The organism is Vibrio phycocola, from assembly GCF_053850235.1.
The window spans coordinates 26,984-53,775 of the sequence record NZ_JBSQDJ010000022.1; the positions used below are offsets into that span (position 1 = coordinate 26,984).

General features: G+C 41.4%; 16 protein-coding genes and 1 riboswitch. Of the genes, 5 read left to right on the top strand and 11 right to left on the bottom strand.

Features of this window, described 5'->3' with window-relative positions:
* Nucleotides 1-336 precede the first annotated feature (336 nt).
* The 9 genes from ACWU4D_RS19080 to ACWU4D_RS19120 all read right to left on the bottom strand — a co-directional run bounded on the left by ACWU4D_RS19080 (nt 337) and on the right by ACWU4D_RS19120 (nt 12,519).
* Nucleotides 337-1,182 (bottom strand): carbon-nitrogen hydrolase family protein, encoded by an 846-nt coding sequence (locus ACWU4D_RS19080; protein ID WP_456053032.1) that lies wholly within the window; start codon nt 1,180-1,182, stop codon nt 337-339.
* Entirely contained in the window at nt 1,179-5,087 is a 3,909-nt protein-coding gene (locus ACWU4D_RS19085; protein WP_456053033.1) for a YhdP family protein, read from the bottom strand. Before ACWU4D_RS19085 ends, ACWU4D_RS19080 begins: the two co-directional genes overlap by 4 nt.
* A gap of 18 nt (nt 5,088-5,105) precedes the next feature.
* Nucleotides 5,106-6,575, bottom strand: coding sequence for a ribonuclease G (rng, locus tag ACWU4D_RS19090; RefSeq protein ID WP_456053034.1), 1,470 nt, complete (start codon nt 6,573-6,575; stop codon nt 5,106-5,108).
* Between the two features lie 21 nt (nt 6,576-6,596).
* Entirely contained in the window at nt 6,597-7,178 is a 582-nt protein-coding gene (locus ACWU4D_RS19095; protein WP_456053048.1) for a Maf family protein, read from the bottom strand.
* 2 nt (nt 7,179-7,180) lie between these two features.
* Nucleotides 7,181-7,669, bottom strand: coding sequence for a rod shape-determining protein MreD (gene mreD, locus ACWU4D_RS19100; protein ID WP_456053035.1), 489 nt, complete (start codon nt 7,667-7,669; stop codon nt 7,181-7,183).
* A complete protein-coding gene (gene mreC, locus ACWU4D_RS19105) occupies nt 7,659-8,549 on the bottom strand; it encodes a rod shape-determining protein MreC (RefSeq protein ID WP_456053036.1) in 891 nt (296 codons plus the stop codon). Before mreC ends, mreD begins: the two co-directional genes overlap by 11 nt.
* Nucleotides 8,550-8,576: 27 nt before the next feature.
* A complete protein-coding gene (locus tag ACWU4D_RS19110; RefSeq protein ID WP_456053037.1) occupies nt 8,577-9,620 on the bottom strand; it encodes a rod shape-determining protein in 1,044 nt (347 codons plus the stop codon).
* 234 nt (nt 9,621-9,854) lie between these two features.
* Entirely contained in the window at nt 9,855-11,843 is a 1,989-nt protein-coding gene (csrD, locus tag ACWU4D_RS19115; RefSeq protein ID WP_456053038.1) for an RNase E specificity factor CsrD, read from the bottom strand.
* Between the two features lie 166 nt (nt 11,844-12,009).
* The gene (locus ACWU4D_RS19120) at nt 12,010-12,519 is read right to left on the bottom strand and encodes a single-stranded DNA-binding protein (RefSeq protein WP_456053039.1); all 510 of its coding nucleotides are present in this window, start codon (nt 12,517-12,519) and stop codon (nt 12,010-12,012) included.
* 274 nt (nt 12,520-12,793) lie between these two features.
* Between ACWU4D_RS19120 and ACWU4D_RS19125 the strand changes: the two genes are divergently transcribed.
* The 4 genes from ACWU4D_RS19125 to ACWU4D_RS19140 all read left to right on the top strand — a co-directional run bounded on the left by ACWU4D_RS19125 (nt 12,794) and on the right by ACWU4D_RS19140 (nt 19,219).
* Nucleotides 12,794-13,441: a LuxR C-terminal-related transcriptional regulator gene (locus ACWU4D_RS19125; RefSeq protein WP_456053040.1), complete on the top strand. Its 648-nt coding sequence runs from the start codon at nt 12,794-12,796 to the stop codon at nt 13,439-13,441.
* A gap of 140 nt (nt 13,442-13,581) precedes the next feature.
* Nucleotides 13,582-14,457, top strand: a complete 876-nt coding sequence (gene galU / locus ACWU4D_RS19130; protein WP_456053041.1) for a UTP--glucose-1-phosphate uridylyltransferase GalU — start codon at nt 13,582-13,584, stop codon at nt 14,455-14,457.
* A 140-nt stretch (nt 14,458-14,597) separates the two neighbouring features.
* Entirely contained in the window at nt 14,598-17,420 is a 2,823-nt protein-coding gene (gene uvrA, locus ACWU4D_RS19135) for an excinuclease ABC subunit UvrA (protein WP_456053042.1), read from the top strand.
* 56 nt (nt 17,421-17,476) lie between these two features.
* Nucleotides 17,477-19,219 carry a Wzy polymerase domain-containing protein gene (locus ACWU4D_RS19140; RefSeq protein ID WP_456053043.1) on the top strand — a complete coding sequence of 581 codons (1,743 nt, stop codon included), beginning with the start codon at nt 17,477-17,479 and terminating at the stop codon, nt 19,217-19,219.
* A 13-nt stretch (nt 19,220-19,232) separates the two neighbouring features.
* On the opposite strand, the gene ACWU4D_RS19145 is transcribed toward ACWU4D_RS19140, so the two are convergent.
* Nucleotides 19,233-20,360, bottom strand: a complete 1,128-nt coding sequence (locus ACWU4D_RS19145) for a pyridoxal-phosphate-dependent aminotransferase family protein (protein ID WP_456053044.1) — start codon at nt 20,358-20,360, stop codon at nt 19,233-19,235.
* 173 nt (nt 20,361-20,533) lie between these two features.
* Nucleotides 20,534-20,711: riboswitch (Lysine riboswitch) on the top strand.
* Between the two features lie 106 nt (nt 20,712-20,817).
* Here ACWU4D_RS19145 and lysC point away from each other — a divergent pair.
* Nucleotides 20,818-22,173 carry a lysine-sensitive aspartokinase 3 gene (gene lysC / locus ACWU4D_RS19150; protein WP_456053045.1) on the top strand — a complete coding sequence of 452 codons (1,356 nt, stop codon included), beginning with the start codon at nt 20,818-20,820 and terminating at the stop codon, nt 22,171-22,173.
* 83 nt (nt 22,174-22,256) lie between these two features.
* Here lysC and metH read toward each other — a convergent pair whose 3' ends face one another.
* Complete coding sequence (gene metH, locus ACWU4D_RS19155) at nt 22,257-25,937, bottom strand: methionine synthase (protein WP_456053046.1); 3,681 nt, start codon at nt 25,935-25,937, stop codon at nt 22,257-22,259.
* Between the last annotated feature and the right edge of the window lie 855 nt (nt 25,938-26,792).

The following is a 26,792-nucleotide window of genomic DNA, read 5'->3' on the forward strand; positions in this document are numbered from 1 at the left end:
TCCAATGAGACAATATTCTAGTTATTACAGCTGTTTTTTTATGCTCGTGAAAATACTCCAAACTTGCGATACAAAAGTGAACTGAAGTGCTAAACGAAAAACAGATTGCTGTATATCGACTAAATTAAAACACCTTAACGAATCTAGCACATCAACGTCTTGATCAATATAAGATGTCATTGGCTTTAATGTGACCAACTCAAGGTTTCCGCATAGTGATATAAATCAATGTATCACTATGTGACCAAGAACTAAGTATGATCAAATCGTCTCGATCTCAAGATGGGACTTTTGGCAGGAAAAGAAAAGTGATGAATACGCACAGACAAGTGCAGCTTAACAAGATCCAGAATGGTTCCTTGTTGCAATAATTTGGCTACTAAATCGGCAATGTTGTTCTACCGGCATGGCACTTCGGATACTGCCGAGTGTATTAAGGTCGAGTTCAGCAATAACGTTTTCAGCTTGCGAGCCAGCTTGAATTATCACTTCTCCCCAAGGTGAAATAACCATTGAATGCCCCCACGTTTCACGTCCTCCTTGATGGGTTCCCGCTTGATTCACGGCAACAATCCAACATTGAGTTTCAATCGCCCGAGCTCGCAGTAGTATTTCCCAATGGGCTTTTCCGGTTACAGCAGTAAAAGCCGCTGGAACCAAAATTATATCAGCCTGCTGGCGTCTTAATTCTGTGTATAAATGAGGGAAGCGCACATCGTAACAAATTGATAAACCGATACACCCATAAGGGGTTGTCACAGTTTTCACTTCATTTCCAGGGGTAAATATTTCTGATTCACGATAGCGTTGATGGCCATCAGACACATCGACATCAAACATATGAATCTTGTCATAGTGTTCAGCGATTTGGCCTTTATTATTAATGACCACCGTTGTTGTGGTCACCAAATTATCAACAGTTAAAATCGGCATACTGCCAATAATAAGCCAAACATTTTGGCTTTGTGCTAGGGTCGCGAGTCGAGAAATATATTGATTTGATTCAAGAGGTTCAGCCACATTGTGATAGTCCGTCTTCGTACCAAGTACAATTGAGTTTTCAGGCGTAAGTACCCACTCAACACCTTGCTTTGCTAGAGTGGTAACTTGTTGTTCAATATAGTTTATATTAACGTCAACATCAGGTCCTGACGTCATCTGAATCAAACCAACCTTACTCATTTACGCTCTCCTTGGCTCTTAACTTGCTCACGCATATTTTCCGGTAACGTAAACTCCCCTGTAGTACGTGAAATTTCTTTCACTTTCGGAGAATCAATTGGACCAGTCACAGAGTAGTTAACCTCTGTAAAGACTTCAACAACCGGCGCAATAACTGCCGTAATAGCAAACACATACAAGACGGTAATTGGTGTTACTGCAAATGCACTTAGAACAGGAATGCCAGACGTTATATCAGGAACAAATTTTACTTCAGAATCAATCATTCGCTGATTAAGGTCCACCAAACCTTTAATCGTCATTTCACCAGCAACCGCATCCATCGTGATATTGTTGGTGACAAAAACCCCGTCAGTTAAATTGCCGCTACCCTCGATCGAATTAAATGCCATTCCTGTATCAAACACATCACTAAAATCTAGCTGCATCTTGCGTATAATTGAATCTAAGCTAAATAAACCAATTAAGCGAGCAGCACCACTTACATGGGAAACAACACCTTTTCCTAGCTCCGTATTCACTTTTCCGGTCAGCGTATTTACTTTCATGGACCAAGGAGAGCCTTGCCACTGTAAATTACTCGAAAGGGAAAATGGCGCTTTTTGAATACCTGACGTAATTCCAAATCTCCGCATAAGATCGGTACTGTTGTCACCACTCATACGCAAATCTACATTGGTGAACGAACTCTCGCTATTTAGCGTCCAATCTCCACTCGCATGAATTTCATTCGAACCACTTATCACATCAATATTTTTCCAGACTAGCGTGTTACCTTGGCGCTGGAAGTCCATATTTAACTCACCAACTTTATACCCTTGCAACCAAAAATCATCCACATGTAATGTTAGATTGGGGATTAACTCATGAAAATCACGATCAAATTGAGAAACCAATGGTTTATCCAGAGATGGTTCCGCACTAGTAGTCTGACTATTTTCGTTGCCTAGACTCTCGAGATCTGAGCTATAAATGTGTAAGCGCTTCAACGCAACAGAAAGATCATAAGGTGCAATATACGAAGCTTGCCCTTCAGCTTCTTGGCTATTGATATCGATCGACCAGCCAACATTTTGCTTTTTAACAACGAGATCGGCGTCATGCCACTCCAATGTTCCAGCCGTAAGTTCATTGGCTTCGATTTGTATCAATGTCGGATCTGGTATCACTGGAAATAAAGAGGCTTCAGTATCACCGTCGGTACTTGCAACTTGTGCCTGCTTAGAAAAAACAATGGGAATCCAATCATCCATATTGTATTTGTCGGTTCGAATTGCGACTTGATGGCCAGAAATGGGACTTGGTTTAAAGCTACCATCCCCGATAACCAAGTTTGTGGCTGTTAATATCGGTCTTTTCTCAGAAATATCGATTTCAACTTGGTATTTCGCGTTTGGCAATTGAGCTCTTGCGGAAATCGTTTGCTGATTACCCGATGCTTGCACCGAGATACTACCTAAGTCACCGACATGTTTATTCAATGGATAAGGGTAACGGCTTCTCACTCTAGTCAAGTCACCTTCCAAATCAACTTGATAGTTCAGCCCTTGCTGATGGAGGTCGAGATTAATACCTAACGTCCAAGGACCATCGCCACGCAATGGATCTATCCAGAACTTTCCAATATATGGTTCAAGCTTTGCGACATCCCAAACCCCTTTTGAAGAGATATTAACGTTATAACTTTTATTTTTTGTTTTACCATTAAACCCAAATGAGATCGGTTGTCCCAATAGTTCTCCGGACATTTTTTTCGCCGTGATAACATCGTCATTAAAAGAAACATCCCCAGACACGTTTTGGATGTTCATTGATGGCGATTGAATCTTAACGTTATTGTTCTTCAGTTTCGCTTTTCCAGACACTCGAACATTCTGTTTACGTAAATCAAACGGAATATGTAGCTGTAAAGTAGAGTCAACATTTCCATGAATTTCAACACTTGTTAATGCCGTACCTAGCGAATTAGCCAACGGTGAAGAGTTCATTAAATCACGTATCGCAATGCCGTCTCCCTTTGCGTTTGCAGAGATATCCAGATGCCCTTTACTCACCAAACTAGGAATGGTCCCAATCACATTTAAGGCTTTAACATCCATTAGTTTGGCAGTAGAAGCTTCGTAGTTAAGTGATAGATTTTCAAACAAAGCTTGAAGCTGGATCTCCTTAACATCAGGCCACTTTTCACCAAACCGATATCGACCATTCTCCAAGTTAACCTTAGCTTGGAAGACACCACTGTTATCCGAATAAGGAAACTGCTTTAATCGGCCATACCAAAGAATCTGAGCACTCTTCGATTCGCCACCCTGTAGAGCAGAAGAAAGGTATTTAGTTAGCGGTACACCTAAGGCTCGGGTTGGTAAATAACGCCATGTCTGACCAACATCAGACACATCCCCTTCACCGTAAATAGAAAGCAATGGACTTTGTTCATGGCTATATTCATGAGGAAAGTCTAAACGAAATTCACCAATAAATGAAAGTTCTGGAGTCTTAAGTGAAATATGATCAGACCAAATGCGCCAACCACTGTTATCTTTTTGCCAAACAAAAGTAATTGCTCCATTTTCAATGACTAACGGAGCCTGAAAGACATCCCCATATGGCAACTCGTCATCGTTTAATGTCGCATGAATAATGGCATGACTCTCGTCTCCACTCACGCGCGCCTTGAGTTTATGAACTTCTGGTAGCAATGCCCATTGGTCAGTCGAAATATTATCCAGCTGAGCAGAATACCGAAATGATTCATTATTGGTGTGAGCTATACGAAACTGATTTACTGTCCCTGAAGGGCTTAGTCCTGCCATCCAACGTTTAAGCATTTCAGCTTGTGGAATAATATCAATGAAAGGTGTCAAGCTCGCAATGTTCGCTTGAGCTAATTCGGCTCGCCAACCTTTATTTGATAATGAAGCATTAATATCCAATCCAGGCCATTGGTGGCCATCTGTAACTAAAGCAAAGGAATGACTTCTTAGCTGCCAAGAGCGCTCCATATCGGTTTCAATTACAGAGGACTCGATAATACCTTTTTGGATAGTCGCTTCATGTCCTTCTCCCCATTGTATAGTGGAAGGACGAAAGTCAAAGTAAGTTGAAGAGGCAGCATTGTGTTGAAGGTCAATCCACGCATCAAAACTGACTTCACCACCTCTGATTCCCATATCTTGTTTTAAATAGTCCCCCAACCAAGGGCCAAGCTCGATCTTATTCGCCTGTAAATAAAACTGCCCAGAGAGATCGGTAAAGCTACCATGATCATAAAACTCTGCACCGACATGAAGAGAGTTGACCCCAGTTCCAACGATACTAACTCGCCCTTCAGTAAAATGTTTCTTACCTTTATTTTTCCATCTGAGTTTTTCGACTGCTAAGACGTGAGTTTCCCCTGTTATCGATTGATATTTTATTGCTGAATCAACAACAGAAAAATATTCAAGCTGACGCAGAAATATTCGGTCTAAAGTATCGATGAGGAACTGATTATATGAAGGAGGTCGATCTTTGGGTTGTTCAAATAAAGGAATAGCAATCGAGCTCGCATCCAACCCTAGCTGATAAATAGTCAGATCAGCAATAACCAACTGCCCTCTGACTATCGAGCGGAGCAAGTCGAATTCAATATCAACCTGTTTTGCGTTTAAATTTAATTCCTCACCATCTAGATTCAGAACATTCAAACCACTTAACGAGATTGAAGGATGCGCATTGCGCCAGAACCCATCAACATGCTGAATGGATAAGTTGGCTTGAGTTTGCTGGTTAATCCATTGAATAATTTCAGATTGATAACGATCAATATGTGGAAGAGTTATGCGTAAAGTCGTTACAAAAATAGCGAGCAATAGTAACAGAAGGGTCAATGTCCAAAGCGATACTCGCCACAACCGACTAAGCATAAATAAACGCCATTCCAACTACATCATAACAACATCGAATTGCTCTTGAACATAGAGCGGCTCCGATTGAATGCAAACTTGTTTTCCGATGAACACTTCAAGCTCTGCCAAAGCATGATATTCATCACCTTGTAGGCTATCAGCAACGGCTGGAGAAGCATAAACGACAAACTTATCTGAATCGTAAGCTCTATTTACACGAGTAATTTCACGTAAAATTTCAAAGCAAACCGTCTCGATAGTTTTAACTCGACCACGACCTTCACAAGCCGAACAAGTTGAACAAAGAACGTGTTCGATGCTTTCTCGAGTGCGTTTACGAGTCATTTCAACCAAACCGAGTTGGGTAAAGCCGTTAATGTTTGTTTTCACTCGATCATTGTCTAAAGCTAGCTCTAATGACGTTACAACCCTTTTGCGATGGAGGTCTGATGCCATATCGATAAAATCAATAATGATGATTCCACCTAAATTTCGAAGGCGTAGTTGTCGAGCAATAGCTTGTGTCGCTTCAATATTGGTATTAAATATCGTTTCTTCAAGGTTACGTCGTCCAACAAAAGCTCCGGTATTAATATCAATCGTTGTCATCGCTTCGGTTTGATCAATAATGATGTAACCACCTGATTTAAGTTCGACTTTTCGCTCTAAACAGCGTTGGATTTCATTTTCGATATCATGCATATCGAACATAGGTTTATCACCGCCGTAAAGCATTAGCTTTTCGGTGAGCTCTGGAACATATTCCGAAGTAAACTCTTTCAAGTTCTCATATTCGAGGCGAGAATCAATCAAGATCTTGTTAAGGTCGGTGCCAACAAAATCTCGTAAAATACGCTGTGATAGGCCCAACTCGCCGTAAAGCATTGAGCGAGTTTTATAGCGCCCTCGTCGTTCAACAACCTTACTCCACAAACGTTTTAGAAATGCAGCGTCTTGTGATAGTTCTTTAGCATCAGCACCCTCAGAAGCCGTTCTAATAATAAAGCCGCCAAGATCATCACAATGACCAGCGACCGCTTCTTTTAGCCGCTCGCGTTCCGCTTCACTTTCTATTCGCTGTGATACACCGACATGGTTCGCTCCAGGCATAAAAACAAGATAACGTGATGGAAGGGTGATATCAGTGGTCAGGCGCGCTCCTTTGGTACCGAGCGGATCCTTTACGACTTGGACAACAATATCTTGCCCCTGACGCACCAGTTCAGATATATCACGAACTTTGAATTTCTGTTTTTCAGTTTCAGCCACACACTCGGTATGAGGGATAATATCGGAGGCATGCAAAAAAGCCGCTTTTTCTAAACCAATATCAATAAAAGCGGCTTGCATTCCAGGAAGGACGCGACTGACTCGGCCCTTATATATATTACCGACAAGTCCACGCTTTGCTTCGCGTTCGATGTGTATTTCTTGAAGTATTCCATCTTCAATCATTGCAACCCGCGTTTCACTCGGGGTCACATTTAACAGCAACTCAGCACTCATTCGCGCACCTTGGTAAAATGACTATGAAAATTCAAGCAACAGCTGTTCTGTTTCAAACAGTGGAAGCCCAACAACAGCATGATAACTACCTTCGATTCGGGTAACAAACTTCCCCCCAATGCCTTGAATAGCATAGCTACCTGCTTTATCTTGTGGTTCACCGGAGTTCCAATACTCTATAATTTCTTCCGAACTCAATGATTTAAACCATACATCAGTTACGACTATGATTGTCTTAAATTTCTCATTCTTAACTAGCGTAACCGAGGTCATCACTTGGTGAGATGCATCAGACATTAATGTTAATATCCGCTGAGCATCTGCCAAATCTTTTGGTTTCTCTAGTATATGCTGACCGGAAACGACAATGGTATCTGCGCCAAGAAAAATGAGATCTTTCGCGTTACCATCTCTTTTCTCAAGCAGTGCTTGCGCGGCTAATGCTTTATCTTTTGATAAGCGCTCGACATACTCTTTCGCACTTTCACTCGAGAGCCTCTTCTCTTCAACGTTGGGTACCAAAATATCAAACTGATAACCAAGTTGTTTAAGCAGTTCACTACGTCGAGGAGATCCTGAAGCCAAAACCAAGTTTTTCACCATCGTCACCGGATATTCCAATAACGACGAACCCGCCGCAATAATAAAAACATCCAAGGCCATAGAATGAAGCTAATCACACCACCCCATAACGAAATGGAATTGAATTCCACTTCCCTTAACATGTATTCACCAAAGAAAATCATCAGATCAAGTAGAATCGTCATGATCCCCATGACAACAGCTTGCTGCCACAGCGCCATATTACGTAATACTAGGAAATTCATCGCGACAACATACACAACAATAGACATCATCATGCCACGAATGCCAAGCGTAGAACCGAGAATCAAATCCCAAATCAACCCAAGGATCAAAGCAGATCCGACATTAACTCTATGGGGTAATGCTAATACCCAATAGCAAGTGATCAGTAATAACCATGAAGGGCGAAGAAGATCCAACGTTCCCGGCCAAGGCGTCGTTTGCAAAATGAGAGCGCATATAAATGAAAACCAAATAACTAGCCGACCTCGAAATAAGCTATTTTTCATTTATCACCTCTTCACTACCAAGTAATTCAGGAGTTGAGAGCACCGCTTTTTGCTGACGGTCTTCATTCGGCCAAATCAATAGTAGATAGCGTAAACGGTCAAAGTCGACGACAGGCTCGACTTCAATCACGGCGAATTCGCGGCGAGTATCACGATCAACCGTTGAAATTGTCCCTACAGGATAACCTTCAGGATAAATACCACCTAGGCCTGAAGATACAAGAAAATCGCCAACCTTAATATCTGTACTACTCGGAATATGTTCGAGTTCAATATGGTCAACTTTGCCATTCCCCGATGCAATAACTCGAATATCATTACGGAGGTTTTGGACTGGAATAGCACTCGTATCGTCGATGAGCAGTAAGACTCGGCTGTTATGTGCAGCGACAAAAGTCACCTGTCCGACAATACCCTTCTCATTGATAACGGGTTGACCTTCATAGACCCCATCTGTGTGACCTTTATCGATGACAACTTGATGAGTATAAGGAGAAGTATCAACCGCCATCACTTCAGTGACGACCTTTTTCTCATCTCTAACAAAAGAAGAGCCCAATAATTTACGTAACCGTTGGTTTTCTTCTTTGTACTGATTTAACAAGACTAAGTCACTTTTCATTTCAAGTAACTCTTGCTTCATTCGTTGATTGGTATAAATCAAACTTTGATGAGAATTGAGGCGAGTGTACAAATCATCAAACATAATACGCGGCAAATCAGCCGCATATTGAATCGGAGCGACAACGCTGTTCAACAAATATCGAACTTTTGAAAATGCATTTAAGCGAGTATCAGCCAGTATCAAACCAATTGATATTATGAGGGCTAAAAAGAGACGCAAAGGAAGAGATGGGCCTTTTCCAAAAATAGGCTTCATCTGACTTCCCTCCACTCGTGAGTGGGATTACTCTTCACTGAATAGATCACCACCATGTATGTCAATCATTTCAAAGGCTTTTCCGCCACCACGAGCAACACACGTTAATGGTTCATCCGCTATAACCATCGGAATTCCAGTTTCTTCCGTTAATAATCGATCAATATCTCTTAGTAATGCGCCACCACCTGTCATAACCATACCATTCTCTGAAATATCAGCAGCCAACTCTGGAGGACACTGCTCTAGTGCAATCATGACGGCAGATACGATACCAGATAAAGGCTCTTGCAATGCTTCGAGAATTTCGTTGGAGTTAAGCGTAAAGCTGCGTGGCACACCTTCTGCAAGGTTGCGACCGCGAACTTCTATTTCCTTAACATCGTCACCAGGATAAGCAGAACCAATCTCATGCTTAATTTTTTCAGCGGTTGCTTCACCAATTAAACTGCCATAATTACGGCGAACGTAATTAATAATAGCTTCATCAAATCGGTCACCACCAATTCTAACTGAAGACGAATACACCACGCCATTTAACGAAATAACCGCAACTTCGGTTGTACCACCACCAATGTCTACGACCATTGATCCTGTTGGCTCGGAAACTCGCAATCCAGCGCCAATCGCAGCGGCCATTGGCTCATCAATCAAGTAAACCTCACGAGCTCCAGCTCCAAGCGCTGATTCTCTAATCGCTCGACGCTCTACCTGAGTGGATCCACAAGGCACACAAACGAGTACTCGAGGGCTTGGTTTAAGAAAACTATTGTCATGGACTTGTTTGATGAATGTTTGCAGCATCTTCTCAGTCACATAAAAATCGGCAATAACACCATCTTTCATTGGACGAATTGCTGAAATATTCCCTGGAGTTCGACCCAGCATTTGCTTAGCAGCATGACCTACAGCTGCGACACTGCGTCCTCCGCGGCTTTTATCACGACGAATAGCGACGACAGAAGGTTCATCAAGAACAATCCCTTGACCTTTAACATAAATAAGAGTGTTAGCGGTACCTAAATCAATTGAAAGGTCATTAGAAAACATACCACGAAGTTTTTTAAACATATTCTTCGTTCATCCTGAAATAAATAAAAGAAATAGAAGACAAAAATTGCCTTAAATGTACCAATGCCACGCCAACACAGCAAGGCATTGAAGCATAAACATGATAGGAAACATGTAATTTCTTACACATTTCTAACTATTGGAAAAAAAAACAGACCTTAATGGGTAAAAAAACATCATAACGTAAAAATAATGACGCTTAAAATGCATTTGTATTCAACGCTTAAATTTAAACTACTTTTTTTTCCAACGCTTTCTTGGGCCTGCTTTTACACTTGATAACAACTTCTGCTTTGGTAAAAATAGCGCTTCGCTGTCAAAAAGACGTCCTTGAGCTCCAAATATTCCCAACTCCTGTAAAGTGGCTAGTTCCTGCTTATTTTGTACGCCAACCGCAATTACTCGAGTTTTCGTCCCACTACACACCCCAATCACACTACGTATAAACAACTGATTTTCATGGCGCTTCTCAATTCTCTTTATCAAACTACGATGCAATTTCAAATAGTCGATATTGAGATCTTTAATGTAGTGGGTTGAAACAATCGTTCTACCGGCTTGCCCTATAATTACCTCACAACCAAAAGCAGAGATCATACGAATTACTGGTCGAATATAGTCCAAGTGCTCAACCACATGCCCTTCTGCAAACTCAAAAGATAGCTTGGCACGATATCGAGATGGGAGTTGCATTAATTCATCTCGAAACCATTTAAAGTAAGAACGGTTTTCAAATGGCGTCACATACAAATTTATCGAAAGCGATTTAGGATCATCCTGTGCACGACAATAAGCCAAGACTTTGGTTACAACCGCCTTATCAAGCAGTGTTTCATACCCTAATGTTTCAATCGCTGAACTAAAGCGAGACGCCTTAAGAAAACGATGAGGGCGCTCTTCAATTCGGGTGAATAACTCTGAATGAATTAACCGTGGAGCATGATTTTCCTTACTTTCAAAACAATCTTGCTTATACAAATGTAAATGCTCTTGAGTAAAAGCATGTTCAAACAAGGTGCGCCAACGTACATTTCCGCGCTCGTCTGAGATTTGATTACTCTTGTTGAAACTATCCCATGCGTTAACCCCCTCACGCTGAGCACCTTTCAATGCCTCTTCAACCTCACCGATAATTCGGCTATGAGATTCACCTTCTTCGAACATACTAAAGCCAATATGACACCAATTGTTTTTATCTAATGGTTCAGGTGGGGTTAAACGTTCAATAATGCTGAGGCATTGCGTAGAAACTTTAGACAATTCTCGCGCACTTTGATGCGGAATGAGAACAGCAAATACGCTGTCATAATACCGTGAAAGAACAACATCTGGGTAACGCTGAATCACGTTTGATATGAGCTCACCAAGTTGTACTATCAATTCATCCCCAGCGGTCTGCTTAGTTTCTTCTTCAACTTGGTCTAGATCTTCAATTGCAATAAAAATCACGCCGCCACGAACGCCATTCTCCAACAGAAATGACTCTAATTTACTATCAAAAAGCACTCTATTGGCGGCACCAGTCAATTGGTCCAGAAAAGCATGTGAGCGAATAAAAGTATCAAATCGACTTCGCTCCTGACGAGAATCTCTCAGTTCATCGATTAACTTATCTAATGCTTCACTTGCGGTATAAGGCCACTCTCTATGGTCCCCTTTCGCATAACCTTCAACGCGTCCGGCTAAAATCATACGACCACGTTCTTCTAATAGCTCCGAGCCAAGGAGTTGGGCCTTGAGCCATTTCACCCCACGCATAAGACAAAAAATCACCAAGATTATCGCAAACGTAATCGACCACATGGCACTAAAAGAATAGGTAAAACCAACATAAGGAGGAATGGCTTCAAAATACAACGTCAAACCTTGGTTACGTTTAAGTGGAAAATGAGTTTTATATAAACGAGAGGCTTCTACTTTAGAATTGGTATCTCGGAAGCGATAAATAACACCAGAGTCAGAACTCAAGCTCATCTCAACAATACTCGATGCCTGAAGTAAGTTAGGCATCCAGCGCTGCATCGAGTTCGATGTATCGTGTTGATCAAGCTCCTTATCTACTACCTCAACAACCCCTTGGAGATAGTGATTAAGGTACTCCTGCCCGAGACGCTGAAAAGAAAATGTCCCCCCAATAAAGAGGATAAACATTGCACTAGTCACAATAACCGTTACAAATGCAACCAGTCTAGTACTTAGCTTTAGCGAAGGGGTGTAGCGCATGAATATTCAATCCTTTCATATTCAGCAGGTGATGATGTTCTTTAATGGTACCCTTAACCATTAATAAGTCTAAATAAAAAATAAAAAACCCAACAGAAATGCTGGGTTAATTGGTATATTCCAATTTAAAAGTGCTTATTCTTACACTAATTATAAAAATTCCAGTCTAGAACGGAATATCGTCATCAAAATCCATTGGCGGCTCATTATATTGTTGAGCGGGCTTTGGTGCTGGTGCAGATTGAGGTCGTTCCTGCGCAGCTGCTGGTTGTTGAGGTTTACCCCAGTTACCAGATTGGTTATCTGATGCACCTTGGCCACCAGAACGACCACCAAGCATTTGCATAATACCGTTGTAACCTTGAACCACAACCTCTGTTGTATAACGATCTTGTCCACTTTGGTCTTGCCATTTACGAGTCTGCAATTGGCCTTCAACATAGACTTGAGAACCTTTACGAAGATACTCACCAGCGACTTCAGCTAACTTTCCAAACAGCGCAACTCGGTGCCATTCTGTTTTTTCACGTTGCTCACCTGTCGCTTTATCACGCCATGATTCTGACGTTGCAATCGTGATGTTAGCCACAGCACTGCCATTAGGCATATAACGAACTTCAGGATCTCCACCAAGATTTCCCACTAAAATTACTTTGTTTACTCCACGGCTTGCCATAGATTGCTCCGTCTTTAACTTATACAGTTTCGTTTAGCTCAATAGAATACCACGCTTTATTCTCCACTCAACCACCTTGATTGATCCAATCCTAAAACTAAACCAATAATGTCCAACTTTCCCTGATATTACGAGAAAGCTCTCACTAAAAAAGAGAAACAATTTAGCACCCAAAAATTTTCTTTGAGTTCTCTCGAATTCCATAGGTAAAGAGAATGAACTTAGGTCAAAAATTAGGCAGCGTGATCGTCAATTCACACAAAAGGAGATGATCATGAAAAAGTCTAACTACGTTCGCACACTATACGCTACCTATTGTGACAACTTAATAAGCCAACATAATATGGTTAATATCACTCAAGACTTTGACCTCAACATTACGACTTGCCATATAGAACAACTTTTCCAACATAAATCTGACGATAAACATAAAATTGTCATGTTTGACTATCAAGATCGGCAACATCTTATTCCCTATATGTCTCAATCTCACCAATTTAATATGGCTGTAGAAACAATCGTAATTAATGTTCCTCACCGCATACACACCGAAAAACTGCTGGAGCTCGGGAACTTAAAAGGCGTTTTCTATCGTCAAGATTCCACAGAACAAATACGGCTTGGACTGTCCGAAATACAGAAGGGACAAAACTGGCTCCCGCGACATGTCACGAGCCAATTAATTCACTACTATCGCCATCTATTTCGAAATCAAGCACTAAAAGCCGCTATTGATTTAACCTCCAGAGAAATTCAAATCTTACGTTCTCTTCAAACAGGCGCAAGCAATATGCAGATGGCAGAAACCCTCTTTATTAGTGAATTCACAGTGAAATCGCACCTATATCAAATATTCAAAAAACTCGCCGTTAAAAACAGAACACAGGCAATCAGTTGGGCAAACAATAACTTAGTCTCATAAATGAGCCTGCTAGCTTTTTCGTTTTAAAATAGATATAGATATAAATAAAGATAGTTAGAAATCCCCCAAGAACATGCTAGAGTTAAATGACTAAGTTTCGCTCTAGATTTATTATAAAAAACGGATCAAAGGTTTTATCAATGATTAAAAAATGTCTTTTCCCAGCTGCTGGCTACGGTACTCGCTTCCTTCCTGCAACAAAATCAATGCCAAAAGAAATGATGCCAGTCGTCAATAAACCTCTAATCGAATACGGCGTGGAAGAGGCTATCCTTGCCGGAATGGATGGCATGTGCATAGTTACTGGACGTGGTAAACACTCCATCATGGATCACTTCGATCTTAACTACGAGCTTGAACACCAAATTAAAGGCACTAACAAAGAAGAACTTTTAGGTGATATTCGCGAAATCATCGGTAAGTCTAACTTCACCTTTATTCGCCAGCGCGAAATGAAAGGACTAGGTCATGCAATCCTAACGGGGCGCGAATTAGTTGGTGATGAACCGTTTGCTGTTGTCCTAGCGGATGACCTTTGTGTAAATGAAGAGCAAGGCGTTTTAGCTCAAATGGTCGCTCTATTCAAACAGTTCCGTTGCACTATCGTTGCGGTTCAAGAAGTACCTGAAGACGAAACTCATAAGTACGGTGTTATCGCAGGTGAGATGATTAAAGATGACTTATTTAGAGTCGATGATATGGTCGAGAAACCAGAACCGGGTACAGCACCAAGTAACTTAGCCATCATTGGTCGTTACATCCTTACTCCAGATATCTTCGATCTAATTGAGCAAACCGAACCTGGTAAAGGTGGTGAAATTCAAATCACCGATGCGCTACTAAAACAAGCTCAAGCGGGTTGTGTTCTTGCTTATAAATTTAAAGGCAAACGCTTTGACTGTGGTAGTGTTGAAGGTTACATCGAAGCAACAAATTACTGCTTCGAAAATCTTTATAAGAAAGACGAAAAGAAAGTTGAACTAGGTAAACATTCAACTGAAAAAGCTCAAAAATAATTAGCAAAAAGTCACAATCAAAAAACAGTACTGGTAATATTTACTAGTACTGTTTTTTTATCCAGTATGTCTTTGCAGATACTTCACACTATGTAATACTTGATTAACTTATCATTTCGTAAAGCATAAGAGCAAAGTTGATGGATAAAATTGAACTAAGGGGTGCTCGCACTCATAACCTAAAAAACATTAGTCTCACTTTGCCCCGAGACAAGTTAATTGTCATCACCGGGCTATCTGGCTCCGGCAAATCCTCTCTCGCTTTTGATACTCTTTATGCTGAAGGGCAACGACGCTATGTCGAATCACTGTCTACTTACGCTCGCCAATTTCTATCTTTGATGGAAAAGCCCGACGTTGATCATATCGAAGGACTATCTCCTGCTATTTCAATCGAGCAAAAATCAACATCGCATAACCCTCGTTCTACAGTAGGCACCATTACTGAGGTATACGATTATCTTCGTCTGCTTTATGCACGCGTCGGGGAACCTCGTTGCCCAACCCATAATGTTCCTCTTGCTGCACAAACGATAAGCCAAATGGTTGATAAGGTTCTAGAGTTACCTGAAGGGGATCGCATGATGCTTCTTGCCCCTATCATTAAAGAACGTAAAGGCGAACATGTTAAAACACTTGAGAATCTCGCCGCACAAGGTTTTATCAGAGCTCGTATTGATGGTGAAACCTGTGATCTTACCGATCCACCAACGTTAGAGTTACATAAAAAACATACGATAGAAGTGGTTGTTGACCGATTCAAAGTACGTACTGGTCTCGATCAACGTTTGGCAGAGTCATTTGAGACCGCATTGGAGCTTTCTGGTGGTATCGTCGTGGTCACTTCAATGGATGGGCAAGGAGAAGAAATCGTATTCTCATCAAACTTCGCGTGCCCTCATTGTGGTTATAGCATGAGAGAATTAGAGCCTAGGTTGTTTTCATTCAACAATCCAGCGGGGGCCTGCCCTACCTGTGATGGACTCGGTGTTCAACAATATTTCGACGCTGAGCGAGTAATCCAAGATCCGTCATTAAGCCTGGCTCAAGGAGCAATAAAAGGATGGGATCAGCGTAATTTTTACTATTTCCAGATGCTGACATCTTTGGCTGAGCACTATCAATTTGATCTTCAAATGCCATTTAATAAGTTAAGTAGCCAAATTCAAAATATGGTGTTAAATGGCTCAGGTAGTGAATCTATTGAGTTTAAGTATGTTAATGACCGAGGAGACATTCGAGTTAAGCGTCACCCATTTGAAGGAATTTTGCATAACTTTGAGCGCCGTTATCGCGAAACAGAATCTAATTCTGTGCGTGAAGAACTGAATAAATACATCTCGAATAAACCATGTTCAACGTGTGACGGCACAAGATTAAAAACCGAAGCGCGTCATGTTTTTATTCAAGATACATCACTACCTGAAATTGTCGAACTAAGTATTTCTGATGCTTTGCAGTTCTTTGCATCTCTTCAACTTGAAGGACAAAAGGCAAAAATTGCTGAGAAAGTCATGAAAGAAATCAACGATAGACTGAATTTTCTCGTCAACGTTGGTCTGAATTATTTAAATCTATCCCGAAGTGCGGAAACTTTATCTGGAGGAGAAGCGCAACGAATTCGACTTGCCAGTCAGATTGGTGCAGGATTAGTTGGCGTGATGTACGTGTTGGATGAACCTTCAATTGGCTTGCATCAACGTGACAACGAACGCTTATTAAAGACTTTGAATCATTTGCGAGATCTTGGCAATACCGTAATTGTGGTCGAACACGATGAAGATGCCATTCGTACCGCTGACCATGTTATTGATATAGGCCCCGGAGCGGGAGTTCATGGTGGCCAGGTCGTAGCACAAGGCGACATCAACGATATCCTCTCAAGTGAGCATTCAGTAACAGGGCAGTTTTTAAGTGGAAAGCGCTCCATTGAGATTCCTAAAAAACGGATCAAGCGTGATAGCAAAAAAGTTGTTGAGGTTCGTGGTGCATCAGGCAATAACTTGAACAATGTCAATTTATCTATCCCTGTAGGCTTGTTCACGTGTGTCACCGGCGTATCTGGCTCAGGCAAATCAACATTGATCAACGATACATTTTTCAAAATTGCTCATACCGCATTAAATGGTGCAACCACATCCACACCCGCTCCGTATAAAAAAGTAAAAGGGCTAGAACATTTTGACAAGGTCATTGATATTGACCAAAGCCCTATCGGTCGAACTCCTCGCTCAAACCCAGCGACTTATACTGGCATTTTCACCCCGATTCGAGAATTGTTTGCTGGCACTCAAGAAGCTCGCTCTCGAGGGTACAAGCCGGGACGTTTCAGTTTCAATGTCCGTGGTGGTCGTTGTGAAGCATGCCAAGGCGATGGTGTAATTAAAGTTGAAATGCACTTTTTACCTGATGTGTATGTTCCATGTGATATCTGTAAAGGAAAGCGCTACAACCGCGAAACATTAGAAGTGCACTACAAAGGTAAGACGATCGATGAAGTACTTGGAATGACGGTTGAGGATGCGCATACCTTCTTCCAACCTGTGCCTGTAATTGCTCGAAAATTGCAAACCTTGATGGATGTTGGACTTTCTTACATTCGATTAGGGCAAGCCGCAACAACGTTATCAGGTGGTGAAGCCCAACGAGTTAAGCTTGCTAAAGAATTATCCAAACGCGACACCGGAAAAACTTTATACATCCTAGATGAGCCTACAACTGGCCTTCATTTTCACGATATTGAACAACTGCTTTCTGTACTCCATCGCTTACGCGATCATGGGAATACAGTTGTAGTCATTGAGCATAACTTAGATGTCGTTAAGACCGCAGATTGGATAATTGATCTCGGACCAGAAGGTGGACAAGGTGGCGGTGATATTATTGCTCAAGGTACGCCAGAACAAGTATCAAAAGTTGAATGTTCTCATACCGCCCGATTCCTAAAGACTATGTTAAACTAGAATTAAACTTCTATTTGCTTGATGATAGAAACAAGTAAATTATTCTGACGGACGCAATGGCACAATTACTGGTTAGAGGAACGCAACTTCAAGACAGCCCAGCAAAAGCACCGCTTAATAAACGGTTCATCTTTGCTTTAGGGGTCATTTACCTGTTTGCTATCCACCTACCTTGGCCTGTATTTTCATTGGTTGAGCGCCCTACCAATAGCGCAATGCCAACGAACCTTATTACTTGGATGTCGATAAGCCTACTTATTAGCCTTGGCTTAGTTCAAGTAATACGTCATCGTTATTTACGCTACTCAAAGCTCACTATTGGCTTCTTTGGTTGCAGTATTTTGATGACACTGCCTTTGCTTTACAGCAACCCTCAAATAGATGAATCAAGTCCACGCCTTATAGGTTTTTGGGCTGGTTTTCTCTTGTTTGTTTTACTGCAGCAATTTCATTTCAGTAATCAACACAAACAGCGGATTATTTGGTTTATTGTATTAGCAGGATGGATTGAAGCTATTCGAGGTTACCTATTATTTGATATTCTTCAGCTCAACTTGCCGCAGCTGGCGCAAGTTTCCGTTTGGCTCAGCAATAATCAAATCGTTACCACATTTAGTGACTCTAACTCCATAGCCGCTTTTTTAGCCACTGCGGTCGTTGCTTCTGGATACTTATTATCACGAATAATTAAGCAATACAGTCAGTTTAGCATTGTAGCCTTACTTTACCTTACCCCTGCACTGATGCTGCCACTGATTTTTATGCATTCGCCAATTATCGCGACATCAACCACCATTATTGGTTGTATGATGATATTGCCTTACCTATATAAGTTTGCCAGCCTCAAAAGACTAAAGGGGTGGACGGTATCGTTATTTATTGGTGTCACAATTAGCCTTGGAATGTTCTATCAATCTAGCGAAGAAGTTATCTCGATAGAGCGCCAACATGTGAATAGCTATATAACAAGCATCAAGCAAGCTTCAAATATGCTTATAGAGAAACCATTTACAGGATATGGTTATGGGCGTTTTGACGAAGAATACGTCTTATATAGTGCACGACAACATCAGTTAAACCCAACATTTCCACCAGCACTGACCGATCATATTCATCCACAAAATGAACCTATCTATTGGGCTGTCGAAGGAGGAGTATTAACATTATTATCGATGATTTTAGCGGCAATAATGGGAACAGGTCGAATTATATCGGCGAAGAATGGCACCCGTTTAGCGAGCTTTGCTTTGCTTTTACCTATATCGATACAAGCTCAATTCTCATCACTATTCTACGTTTCAAGTATTCATTGGATTACGTTGATGATTCTCTTTTTCTGGGTTGATCAACGCGTAGCTCGCTATAAATCAATACCAATAGTGAAATGGCAAAACAAAATCATAACATTGGTCACCGTATTAATTCCGATGATTACTATTTTTACCATCGTTGGAATATTACACGACCAACAGCGCTTAACTCAATACCGACAAACGCTAGATAACCTCACACTAAACCAGCTCATCTTACCTTCATTTTGGCAAGATGAGCTAAAAGAGTTTTCTTTAGTGTATGCATTAGAACATTCGAAGAAAAGCGCACATACTGAAACGGATGTTCAGTGGTTACTCAATAAAATAAAATTACACCCTCGTCCATATTACTATCAATTATTAATCGATATGTACCATCAACTTGGTGATGAAAACCGAGCTAAACTAACTCAAACAGAAGCACGTTATTTGTTTCCGACAGAGTCTTTTATATCAAAATACAGTGATACCGCGCGACTTAATTAGTTACCGTTAAATATCAGCGGGCTTTTTCTAAGGCTTGCTCTAGAGCACTTAAACATAGTGCTATATTTTCTTCACTTGCGCTGTAGCCCATTAACCCTATTCGCCACGCTTTACCTGCTAATGCCCCTAGGCCTGCTCCGATCTCCAAGTTGAAGTGCTCGAGAAGGTAACTTCTCACCTTAGCATCATCAACACCATCTGGAATATAAACCGAGTTAAGCTGTGGCAAACGAACGCTTTCTTCAACCACAAATGTTAACCCAAGAGCCTCAAGGCCATCACGTAATTGATTGTGCATATGACGATGTCTAGCCCAAGCTGTTTCAAGTCCTTCTTTATGAAGTTTTAATAACGCCTCATGTAACGCGTATAAAGCATTAACTGGAGCAGTATGATGATAGCTGCGTTTTCCTTCCCCACTCCAATATCCAAGCACAAGACTTTGATCTAAAAACCAACTCTGTACTGGAGATGTTCGTGACTGAATCTTTTCAATCGCTGCACTCGAAAAAGTGAGTGGTGATAATCCAGGTACGCACGATAAACATTTTTGGCTACCAGAATAAACGGCGTCTAATTGCCATTCGTCGACCAATAGAGGCACACCACCTAGTGAAGTTACCGCATCGACAATCGTAAGCATGCCCTTCTCTTTTGCCATGCGAGAGATCGCTTGTGCATCACTTAATGCGCCAGTAGACGTTTCTGCATGAACAAAGGCGACGATTTTTGCATCTTGGTTAGCATTTATTGCAGCTTGGACTTTATCTAGACTAACTTCCGTTCCCCATTCATCATCAACGACAATGGCTTCACCACCGCAACGAAGAATGTTTTCACGCATTCGCTCACCAAACACGCCATTCCGACAAACGATAACCTTATCACCAGGCTCAATTAGATTGACGAAACACGCCTCCATTCCGGCGCTACCGGGTGCTGAAACCGCAATGGTAAAACTATTTTCCGTTTGAAATGCGTATTTTAGTAACTCTTTCAATTCATCCATCATTCCAATAAACAATGGGTCAAGATGCCCGACAGTCGGACGACTAAGTGCTTGCAATACCTGTGGAGAAATGTCCGATGGACCTGGTCCCATTAAAATACGTCGTGGTGGCTGAAAACTTTCGAACAACATAGCAATGCTCCTTTATTTATTATAGTTCTCGAGCCTAACGAAAAATTGAGCTTAGGACAATTCGACTCAAGTCTAGTGCATCTACATTTTTTAACGTTTTTTGATGAAACACACCAGTCGTAATAAATTTACCGTTGACAAAAGTCACACAAAAACGTTCAATACACTCGCTATAAAGCAGAAGAGGAGCACTGCCTAGGTAGATGTTTTGTGGAGCCTCAACTCCGATACAAAACATTAATGGGGAGCAGTGCCGAGGTAGGTCTTATTTGTGGGTATGACTTATCGGGTGATTGGGCTGAATCCCATCAACTGTCATCAGTTCTCAGCTGATGAGGGGCTTCTGAGGTATTGGTTAAATTCACCTCTAAACTCGCTCTAGAAATTCTCTCTTCACAAATATTAATCGTTGTGACCCAACATATTTTTTCATTTCATAAGTCGTGGGAGAAATGCCGTGAGTGCATTCAATGTAGCCAAATTTGGCGGAACTAGTGTCGCAAACCATGAAGCGATGAGCCGCAGTGCCGACGTGGTTGCTGCAAACGAAAGTACTAAACTGGTTGTTAGTAGTGCTTGTTCTGGAGTAACGAATTTATTAGTAGAACTCGCCAATGGAACAAAAGATACAGAGCGACGCCAAGAGTTACTGTCTCAACTGGCGGAGATTCACTTCTCGATAATTGAGAAACTCAATGATCAACAAGTAGAAATTAAAGCTGAGATTCAAGCAATATTAGATACTATATCGAGTTTAGCAGAAGCCGCATCATTCCAATCAAGTGCAAAACTAACGGATCATTTAGTCGCGTGTGGTGAGCTAATGTCTACATTTCTTTTTGCTCAAGTCATGCGAGATAAAGGAATGGATGCAGTCCGCTTTGATATTCGCGAAGTATTGCGCACCGACGACAACTTTGGTTGTGCAGAGCCTCAAGTTCAGGAGATTTCAACTCTAGCCAAAGAAAAACTAGAACTACTTTGTCAGAAGCACATTGTTGTAACTCAAGGTTTTATTGGTTCAGATGTAGAAGGTAACACGACCACACTAGGTCGGGGTGGAAGTGATTACTCTGCAGCATTAATAGCTGAAGGCGTTCAAGCCGCAGGGCTAGAGATTTGGACAGACGTACCTGGTATCTATACAACCGATCCTCGCATTGCTCCCGAGGCGCGAGCCATTCCAGAAATCAGTTTTAGTGAAGCGTCAGAGATGGCCAATTTTGGTGCTAAAATTCTTCACCCATCAACATTGTTACCCGCATTACGCCACGGTATTCCTGTTTTCGTAGGCTCCTCAAAAAACCCAGAAAAAGGCGGCACGTGGATTCGTAAGCGTGTAGAAAGTGCACCTTTGTACCGAGCATTAGCACTCCGAGCTAACCAGACAATGGTGACGATCCGAAGTGCAAAAATGTTCCATGCGTATGGTTTCTTAGCTAAGGTTTTTGAAATTCTGGCAAAACACAAGGTATCTGTCGACTTGATCACCACTTCAGAAATCAGTGTCTCACTTACGTTAGATAAAACCGATACGTCAGGCGGAGCCCCAGAACTGCCACCTGCAGTTCGTGCTGAATTAGAAGAGCTGGCAAATGTAGAAGTAGAACGTAACTTGAGTTTGATTGCGCTTATCGGCAATCATATGGAAACAAAAGGATATGCTAAAGAGGTATTTGGCACTCTTGGTGATTATAACCTGCGTATGATTTGTTATGGCGCGAGTGACCACAACTTATGTTTCCTCGTTGACGCCGACGAAGCAAAAGGGGTAATTCAGAAACTTCATTTGGATCTATTCGAATCGGAGTAATGACTCTCAATTTAGTTTCAAAAAAAAGAGGTTAGCTTAATGCTAACCTCTTTTTTATTCACGAATACCGATAATACAAGCTGTTATCCGATATTTGGACCCAACCATTTCTCAGCTTCAAGCATATCCCAGCCTTTACGTTGAGCATAATCTTCAACCTGATCTTGTTGAATTTGAGCAATGGCAAAATAACGACTCTCTGGATGAGAAAATATCCAACCAGAAACTGCGGCACCTGGATACATTGCATAACTGGTTGTTAACTGCATACCAATTTCTTGCTCAACATTCATCAGATCCCAAATAATTTGCTTTTCTGTATGCTCAGGACAAGCAGGGTAGCCAGGCGCTGGGCGAATACCTTGATATTTCTCTCGAATCAAATCGTCGTTGCCTAAGCTCTCATCCGCAGCAAAGCCCCAGTAATCTTTACGGGTTTGTTGATGTAGATACTCGGCAAAGGCTTCAGCTAAGCGATCGCATACGGCTTGAACAAGAATGGCATTATAGTCATCATTATTCGCTTTATAACGATCCGCCACTTCACGCTCACCGATTCCACCTGTAACAGCAAAAGCAGCTATATAATCAGCAACACCCGACGATTTGGGCGCAACATAATCCGCAAGACAATGATTGATGAAAGGTGGCTTTTTCTCGGACTGCTGACGTAATTGATTACTCACTTGTAATACTTCTGAACGAGACTCATCGCGGTATATTTCAATATCATCGCCCACACTATTTGCAGGGAAAATACCTACAATACCCGATGCAGAGATTTCACCTTCAGCTTCCACTGTGTCCAACATTTTTAATGCATCGTTAAACAAGCGAGTCGCTTCTTCGCCAACAACCTCATCCGTTAGTATACGAGGATATTTACCTGCTAACCCCCATGTCATAAAGAATGGTGTCCAATCAATATATTCTCGTAAAGTTGTGATCGACATATTTTTAATTACCTGCACACCTAGTTTATTCGGTTTAGGTGGCTGATAAGATGTCCAATCAATTTGCGCAGCGTTATCGCGTGCACGTTCTAATGAAATAGGTTTACTACGAGGACGCTTATTCGCATGTTGTTCGCGTACACGTTCATAGTCGGTATTTAACTTAGCAACAAAGTCAGGTTTTGTTTTTTCATTTAGCAATAACTGACAAACACCAACGGCACGAGAAGCATTTGAAACATAAACCACAGGTTCATCGTAGTTTTGTTCAATTTTTACAGCGGTATGTGCTTTGGATGTGGTAGCGCCGCCAATTAATAATGGCAGCTTCAAGCCTTGACGTTGCATCTCTTTGGCAACATAAACCATTTCATCTAATGATGGAGTAATAAGTCCGGAGAGGCCAATCATATCAGCATTTTCAGCAATCGCTGTTTTAATGATCGTTTCCGTTGGAACCATAACCCCAAGATCAACAATCTCATAGTTATTACATTGTAAAATAACTCCGACGATGTTTTTGCCAATATCGTGTACATCACCCTTTACGGTTGCCATCACGATTTTACCATTGGTTTCACCTGCCTGCTTGGTCGCTTCAATGAAAGGATTTAAATACGCGACGGCTTGCTTCATTACTCGTGCTGATTTAACAACCTGTGGTAAAAACATTTTCCCGGCACCAAACAGATCACCAACAATATTCATACCATCCATCAAAGGCCCTTCGATCACCTCGATTGGCATATCTGCATTTAGGCGAGCCGCTTCTGTATCCTCTTCAATGAACTCTGTAATGCCTTTTACTAATGCATGTGCAATTCGCTCATTGACAGGCAGTTCGCGCCACAATAATGCAGATCCATCATCAACCTTTTCTTGCCCTGCATCTCGATACTTATCCGCGATATCAAGCAATGCGTCGGTTGCATTAGGGTTTCTATTGAGAACAACATCTTCAACGGCGTCTTTTAACTCTTTTGGAATGTCATCATAAATCGCGAGTTGCGCCGCATTAACAATGCCCATATCCATACCATTTTTAAAACAATAGTAAAGGAACACAGCGTGAATCGCTTCACGCACAGGGTTATTACCACGGAAAGAAAAAGAGACATTGGAAACACCACCCGAAATCATCGCATGAGGAAGGTTATCTTTAATATCCTTTACTGATTCAATGAAATCTACCGCGTAGTTATTATGTTCTTCAATACCCGTTGCAACGGCAAAAATATTCGGGTCAAAGATAATATCTTCTGGCGGGAAACCCACTCGATTTACTAAGATATCGTAGGATTTTTGACAGATTTCAAATTTGCGTTCTCGGGTATCCGCCTGACCAACCTCATCGAAGGCCATCACAATAACAGCAAAACCATAGCGACGAATTAGCGTTGCTTGCTTGATAAAGTTATCAACTCCCTCTTTCATACTGATAGAGTTGACAATACCCTTACCCTGAACACATTTAAGTCCTTCTTCTAAAATTTCCCATTTAGAAGAGTCGACCATAATGGGCACTTTACAGATATCAGGTTCTGAGGCGCATAAGTTTAGGAAGCGCTTCATAGCAAATAATGAATCAAGCATCGCTTCATCCATATTGATATCAATAATATCAGCGCCTGCTTCCACTTGATGTAACGCAACGTCTAATGCTTCATCGTACAGTTCTTCTTTAATTAAACGCTTGAAACGTGCTGATCCGGTTACATTGGTACGCTCACCCACATTTTGAAATAGCGAGTCTTTACTAATTGTTAGTGCTTCTAAACCACTTAAACGACAGGCAACTTCGATCTCTGGTAACACACGAGGCTTAACACCTTCAACGGCTTCATACATTGCTTTGATATGTGCTGGCGTAGTACCACAACAGCCACCCACCAAATTTAAAAAGCCGCTTTCAGCCCACTCTTTAATATGGCCAGACATTTCATCAGCTTCTAAATCGTATTCACCAAATGCATTAGGCAAACCCGCATTAGGGTGAGCAGAAACATATGTTTCAGAGATACGCGACATTTCTGCAACGTATTGACGCAACTCATCAGGACCCAATGCACAGTTCAAACCAAATGAAATTGGTTCAATATGACGTAGCGAGTTGTAAAAAGCTTCTGTGGTTTGTCCGGATAACGTACGCCCTGAAGCATCCGTGATGGTACCTGACACCATTACAGGTAATTTATATCCTATTTGCTCAAACACACCACTAATCGCAAAAACAGCAGCTTTAGCATTGAGTGTATCAAAAACCGTTTCAACGAGAATTAAATCACTGCCACCTTCGATTAGGGCTAATGTAGATTCTGTGTAAGCTTCAACTAATTCATCAAAGCTCACATTACGAAAACCGGGATCATTTACATCAGGAGAGATAGAACAAGTTCTATTAGTTGGGCCTAAAACACCAGCAACAAAACGTGGACGATCTGGTGTTTCCGCTGTTTTTTCATCTGCAACTTTTCGAGCAATACGTGCAGCTTCCAGGTTTATTTCTGCAGAAAGAGATTCCATCTCATAATCTGCCATTGCAATCGTAGTCGCGTTAAAAGTATTCGTTTCCAGAATATCAGCACCGGCATCTAAGTATTCTTTATGAATATCTCGAATTATTTTCGGTTGGCTTAATACTAAAAGATCATTATTACCTTTAAGATCACAATGCCAATCAGCGAAACGTTCTCCACGATAATCTTCTTCTTGAAGCTTATAATTTTGGATCATCGTTCCCATCCCGCCATCGATAAGCAGGATTCGTTCTTTTAGTTGCGATTCAAGCTGATCTTTTACATTCTTTACCACGTTACAGCCTCGTTCTATTAATTTTCTTTATACTTCTAACAAACAACACTAGAAATCTAGACGTCTAAAAAAGCACACATACTAGGCATTTTAACATGAAATATACAAGTCACTCTATTAAAGAAAAACATAATAAAGATGAAAGATTTTCATGAACACATTACCTTCGGTCTAGTGATATTAGATAGGAGAAATTTGATAAGTATTCAGGCGATATTAGATTTGTTATTCTCCAAAGAGAAAGTCATAGCACAAAAAAGCAAAGATACTCTATTTGACAAAGAGTTGCGCTTCCCACATAACCACTAACCAGCTGAACTGCCGCTCCAAGCTTACTCACACAGTCACTACGCTTCCAGCACAATCTCTAACAAACACAAAAAAGCCTTAGCATTTCTGCTAAGGCTTATGTGCTCTATTGTAAAGTACGTGGCGGAACGGACGAGAGTTCCTATGTTGCAAGATGCAGCGGTTCCCGGCGTGGCAGGTCGCGTTCTCTAAACAAATAAGCTAACCAACTGAACTTCCGCTCTACTTTCACTAACACAGCCACAACGCTTCAAGCACAATCTCTAACAAACACAAAAAAGCCTTAGCATTTCTGCTAAGGCTTATGTGCTCTATTGTAAAGTACGTGGCGGAACGGACGAGACTCCTTATCTTGCAAAATGCAGCGGTTCCCGGCGTGACAGGTCGCTTTCTCTAAACAAATAAGCTAACCAACTGAACTGCCGCTCCACTTTCACTAACACTGCGACGATGTTTTCACAGCACAATTTCTAACAAACAAGCACAAAAAAGCCTTAGCATTTCTGCTAAGGCTTATGTGTAAATGGCGGAACGGACGAGACTCGA

Coding starts and splice junctions, on each gene's coding strand:
- ACWU4D_RS19125 (WP_456053040.1), top strand. CDS start 12,794: ATGAAAAAGTCTAACTACGTTCGCACACTATACGCTACCTATTGTGAC.
- ACWU4D_RS19080 (WP_456053032.1), bottom strand. CDS start 1,182: ATGAGTAAGGTTGGTTTGATTCAGATGACGTCAGGACCTGATGTTGAC.
- galU (WP_456053041.1), top strand. CDS start 13,582: ATGATTAAAAAATGTCTTTTCCCAGCTGCTGGCTACGGTACTCGCTTC.
- mreD (WP_456053035.1), bottom strand. CDS start 7,669: ATGAAAAATAGCTTATTTCGAGGTCGGCTAGTTATTTGGTTTTCATTT.
- uvrA (WP_456053042.1), top strand. CDS start 14,598: ATGGATAAAATTGAACTAAGGGGTGCTCGCACTCATAACCTAAAAAAC.
- ACWU4D_RS19120 (WP_456053039.1), bottom strand. CDS start 12,519: ATGGCAAGCCGTGGAGTAAACAAAGTAATTTTAGTGGGAAATCTTGGT.
- ACWU4D_RS19110 (WP_456053037.1), bottom strand. CDS start 9,620: ATGTTTAAAAAACTTCGTGGTATGTTTTCTAATGACCTTTCAATTGAT.
- csrD (WP_456053038.1), bottom strand. CDS start 11,843: ATGCGCTACACCCCTTCGCTAAAGCTAAGTACTAGACTGGTTGCATTT.
- rng (WP_456053034.1), bottom strand. CDS start 6,575: ATGAGTGCTGAGTTGCTGTTAAATGTGACCCCGAGTGAAACGCGGGTT.
- ACWU4D_RS19145 (WP_456053044.1), bottom strand. CDS start 20,360: ATGTTGTTCGAAAGTTTTCAGCCACCACGACGTATTTTAATGGGACCA.
- ACWU4D_RS19140 (WP_456053043.1), top strand. CDS start 17,477: ATGGCACAATTACTGGTTAGAGGAACGCAACTTCAAGACAGCCCAGCA.
- ACWU4D_RS19095 (WP_456053048.1), bottom strand. CDS start 7,178: ATGGTGAAAAACTTGGTTTTGGCTTCAGGATCTCCTCGACGTAGTGAA.
- ACWU4D_RS19085 (WP_456053033.1), bottom strand. CDS start 5,087: ATGCTTAGTCGGTTGTGGCGAGTATCGCTTTGGACATTGACCCTTCTG.
- mreC (WP_456053036.1), bottom strand. CDS start 8,549: ATGAAGCCTATTTTTGGAAAAGGCCCATCTCTTCCTTTGCGTCTCTTT.